Annotated in this window: 4 protein-coding genes and 2 pseudogenes; all 6 read right to left on the reverse strand. The window is 33.7% G+C overall.

Going from position 1 to position 4,213, the window contains the following annotated elements:
* Nucleotides 1-337: pseudogene (locus AKG43_RS11630) on the reverse strand (hypothetical protein); the annotation flags it as partial.
* A 288-nt stretch (nucleotides 338-625) separates the two neighbouring features.
* A complete protein-coding gene (locus AKG43_RS11635; protein ID WP_054617444.1) occupies nucleotides 626-1,165 on the reverse strand; it encodes an SMI1/KNR4 family protein in 540 nt (179 codons plus the stop codon).
* A 23-nt stretch (nucleotides 1,166-1,188) separates the two neighbouring features.
* Nucleotides 1,189-1,548 (reverse strand): HNH endonuclease, encoded by a 360-nt coding sequence (locus tag AKG43_RS11640; RefSeq protein WP_156300677.1) that lies wholly within the window; start codon nucleotides 1,546-1,548, stop codon nucleotides 1,189-1,191.
* Nucleotides 1,549-1,656: 108 nt separating this feature from the next.
* Nucleotides 1,657-2,034, reverse strand: a pseudogene (locus AKG43_RS13570) (RHS repeat domain-containing protein); the annotation flags it as partial.
* Between the two features lie 136 nt (nucleotides 2,035-2,170).
* Nucleotides 2,171-2,629, reverse strand: coding sequence for a hypothetical protein (locus AKG43_RS11650; RefSeq protein WP_054617447.1), 459 nt, complete (start codon nucleotides 2,627-2,629; stop codon nucleotides 2,171-2,173).
* A gap of 19 nt (nucleotides 2,630-2,648) precedes the next feature.
* Nucleotides 2,649-3,803 carry an RHS repeat-associated core domain-containing protein gene (locus AKG43_RS13610; RefSeq protein ID WP_197273151.1) on the reverse strand — a complete coding sequence of 385 codons (1,155 nt, stop codon included), beginning with the start codon at nucleotides 3,801-3,803 and terminating at the stop codon, nucleotides 2,649-2,651.
* Nucleotides 3,804-4,213 lie beyond the last annotated feature (410 nt).

The raw sequence follows: 4,213 nt of genomic DNA on the forward strand, positions 1-4,213 counted from the left end.
TTTTTATATATAAAGCATATATATCAGATGGAGTGTTATTAATTAGGCATGGGAAAAATAAGGCATCTTCTTTCAATTTATCATGTGCTATTTCAAAAAAATTTCTTGAAAACAATAAAATACCAGAGGATGAAAAATAAAAGTCCGCGTTTAAAATTGTAGTAATTTGAGCTTCAAACTCATTGTCGTATGTTAGATTTATACGAGGTTTTTGCAAGAAAATATCATCATCATTGAATTTGAAATAGTCTAAGATACTATCCTTGTTATTACCTTTAAAATTAAAAGAAAAATCAACATTAATGTTTTTAGGGGGAAAAATTGTATAGAGTTGCATATTATCTGCTCCTATTTTTTCTTACGGTTTAAAGGTGATGCGCAAGTATATTTACCTGTTTGAGTACCAAGTCTTAGTTCCTTTTGTAATTTTTGAACCTCTTGCTGATAGTTTCTATAATCCCATTTTTATTAGCTTTTGCGTCTGATTTTGATCTTGCTTGGATAGCATCTAATTTTTTGAAGGAAGTAAAAAATTATGAATAAAGTTGCTTGAAAGGAGAGAGCAGATTTTCAGGCGGCCTTTAATTGTTGAGTTTGAACACAACCTAAGTTGCTATTATTTCAATTATGTACATTGGTTATCTGACAATATACCTAAAAAATCTTTTAGATTATTTGCAATAAATTCTATATTCTCAAAATAATCCGTACCACTTTCTTCTGCTTCGAAGTTATGATCCCAATAATATATTTTTGAATTATATTCCCCGGCTATACCCAGCAGTATCAAATCCCCACCTCCTGCCGACGCGATAGGCAGCATTGATGAAGGATATCTACCTTCATACATATTCAAATGCCATTCTATAGATTCTTCCACATTCTGATTTTCGAACAATCCAAAAAAGAAATTTAGAACCTTACCATTTGAAAAACAGTTTTCTTTGGGAATTCCACCATTTTGTATTTTTAAGAACTCTATGTATTCACTAGGCAAGGAAATATTATTTTCCTTTTCAAACTTTGAAATTACTTTCGAAGAAACCATTGAATTTTTATTCAAAAATAAATAATGCTTGATTGCTTTTTTACTCAATTTACCTTCTTCTTGTTCTAAAATTTTAATTTCTTCTTCTGATTTTCCTAATTTTAAAAATTTAACCATTCCAATACTCCTAGTTATATAGTTTAACGATTTCTAGTTCCGCAGACTGCTGCTCCCCCCGTATGTTTGACTGCATCATGAATATCATATGGAATTAACTGCATTTTTCCATTTTTTTCCGTATGATGCCAAATATACCTTTGACCATTCATAATTATATTTCCACTATTTTTGTACCTATTATTTCCACCAAATGCTAGCTTATTTGCCTCTGTAAAATCCTTGTTATCTGAAATGAAACCATTAGGAATATTTACAGACCTTATCGCATAACGTGAAAAATCTGGAAATCCCATCATATTAAAAGGAACGCCATGAGGATATTTAGATAATAAATTTGGATATCTTTTCAACATAGCTTCGTTGATATCTCTCATGGTCATCGTTTTCCCTGCAAAACATGAGTTAATTGGAAATCTATTATTAACTTTTCTCGGGACACTTGGGCCATGCCTAATCGCCTTACTTGCTCGGGGATTTAGTCCAAATGGATCAACCCATTCGATAGGGTTTGGCGTATATCCGTACAAGTTTTCACCACCCAGTAATCCAATCGGATCCTGACTGATGAATCGTCCGACACTAGGGTCATAATATCTGAATCTATTGTAATGTAGTCCACTTTCCTTATCGTAATACTGCCCCTGAAAGTGGAATGGGATGCTGATACTGAGGCCGTCTGAAATATTTTCGTGCTCAATTTCTCCCCAAGCTTTGTATGTGGCTTCCCAAACGGTTTTGCCTTTTTCATCGGTCGCCGCTACCGGTGTGCCGAGGTGGTCTAGGTGGTAGTAGATAAGGTCGGGTTGAGTGTCTGGCTGTTTTGGTTCTTTGAGAAGTGGATCTGCTGAAGTTGATATAAATTGTATTCAGTTTCGGCCATCTTCCTACATGCTTTTGAATAGCGTGTAGGTTATTGATTAATTTAGGCATTATATCTATTTCTGCACAGTTTCTCTAGCTTGATTAGCAGTTAAAGCACAATACACTAACCTTTGTTTTAAATTATTCTAAAATAATTTTCTCTAAAATATTAATTATTTTTTTACTAAATGGATGTCCATGTGTATCTGGTAATATAAGGGTGTAGCTATATATATCGTGAAGTATGAAAATATTCTTTCTTAAGAAACTATCTTTAGCGCAGTCATCATATAGGTCTTCATATTCATCATAATATGCATAATCTGCCATCGTATTCATTTTTAGTATATGATAGTAATTGCACGTTAATGCTATTTGCCCTTCTCCATTTTTGTTGAGTTTATAAGCATTCTCTTCTGAGAAATTATCCATTTCCTGATCTTTAACATAGCTATAAAAAAAACTACCATCAAGTAATTTGTCATGCTCGTAAATAATACGATTTGGCCACATATCTGTTATTTTTTTATTAAAATTATCTAAAACAATATTAGGTTTTTTATTTGAAATGATGAAGTATTCTATTCCTGTTATGTTCATTTTAATAATCCTGTGTTAATTATTTTTGGGTTTTTCCATGTTCTAGCATTTGAGATTGAGTTATAAGTAAATTTGTTGGAGAGAACCACACATGATTACCTCTACTTCCTCGGATATTTTTAAGTTTACATTTCTCAACTTTAAACTTGAAATAATATTCAGACTTCTCTTTAGTTATACCCAAATAACTTTTAAATCCTCCTGGTTTATGTAAGATTTTCGATGGAGACATAGGTGTAACATAAACTCCTGTTGCATGTACTGAGTCAGGTTTAGATGCTTTAAAGATATAATTTGGGCGTTGTGAAACAATGGCCTTATATGAGTTTTCATCAGTGTAATGATATACATCAACTAAGCTAGGAGTATTGCAATTGGTATTTTGATTATTGTTTTTTTGAGAAGATTTAGTTTTTCTTGGTTTTTTATTTAATCCTAATGGATCAATCCATCTAGTGGTATTGGGAGCATATTCAAATAAGTTAATACCACCCAGTAATCCAATCGGATCCTGACTGATGAATCGTCCGACACTAGGGTCATAATATCTGAATCTGTTGTAATGTAGTCCGCTTTCCTTATCGTAATACTGCCCCTGAAAGCGGAATGGAATGTTGATACTGAGGCCGTCTGAAATATTTTCGTGCTCAATTTCTCCCCAAGCTTTGTATGTGGCTTCCCAAACGGTTTTGCCTTTTTCATCAGTCGCCGCTATCGGTGTGCCTAGGTGATCTAGGCGATAGTAGATGAGGTCGGGTTGGGTGTCTGGCTGTTTTGGTTCTTTGAGAAGTGGATCTGCTTCCGGATCATATGAGTAGGGCAATACCACTCTGCTTGGGCTGGGGATGCCGCTTACCGATGCCGTCTGAAACTGAGCCACAGGTTCGAAGGTATCGGGCTCAAAGATATAGTGGATGCTGCTGTCTCCATTCGTTTCTACTGCCAGCGTATCTTCCTGCCACAAGTAAACAGTAGTGCTTCCGTTGTGCGTTTTGGCAATTCTTCTGCCTAAGGCATCATAGCGATACTCTGTTATGCCTGTCTGATTTTTCAGTTTGATAAGCTGATTGTAACCGTTCCATGTGTAGCGGGAGGTGTTGCCGTTGTTGGTTTTTTCAATCAAATTGCCTCTAACATCATACTGGTAATGTGTTCCGGCGTATTCTTTTTGCACATTTCCCCACACTTACACTTTTTATGTTATATATATTTTCAATGGGCATTGATGTAAAATATCATCCTGGTTGTTATAAAATTTAGACGATTACGCTCTAATTGATTGATATTGAAATGAAGTTTTGTTTTCAAAAATTTTTATTATTCCATTTATAGTTAAATCAGTTATTTTATTATCTGCATAAAGAGCACATTCAACAGATAGTATTCATTTCATATAAATCAAATATAGCTCTTTCTTCATTAGAAGCATTCAATGCAATTTCTTTGGGGGCAAGAGATAATTTTTTAGATAAAAGAGAGCTTGCTTCTAACTCTTCAAGTATTTCCCCATATATTTCTTTACCTAAATTGAACTCATTTTTTTTATTTTTATAAAATTTTTCTCGCTAATAAATGATAAAAATT

Source organism: Neisseria sp. 74A18 (genome assembly GCF_001308005.1).
Taxonomy (GTDB): domain Bacteria; phylum Pseudomonadota; class Gammaproteobacteria; order Burkholderiales; family Neisseriaceae; genus Neisseria; species Neisseria dumasiana.

What these genes read in the sequence shown, in the direction of transcription:
- AKG43_RS11635 (WP_054617444.1), bottom strand. Translation starts at nt 1,165, where the DNA reads ATGGTTAAATTTTTAAAATTAGGAAAATCAGAAGAAGAAATTAAAATT.
- AKG43_RS11640 (WP_156300677.1), bottom strand. Translation starts at nt 1,548, where the DNA reads ATGACCATGAGAGATATCAACGAAGCTATGTTGAAAAGATATCCAAAT.
- AKG43_RS11650 (WP_054617447.1), bottom strand. Translation starts at nt 2,629, where the DNA reads ATGAACATAACAGGAATAGAATACTTCATCATTTCAAATAAAAAACCT.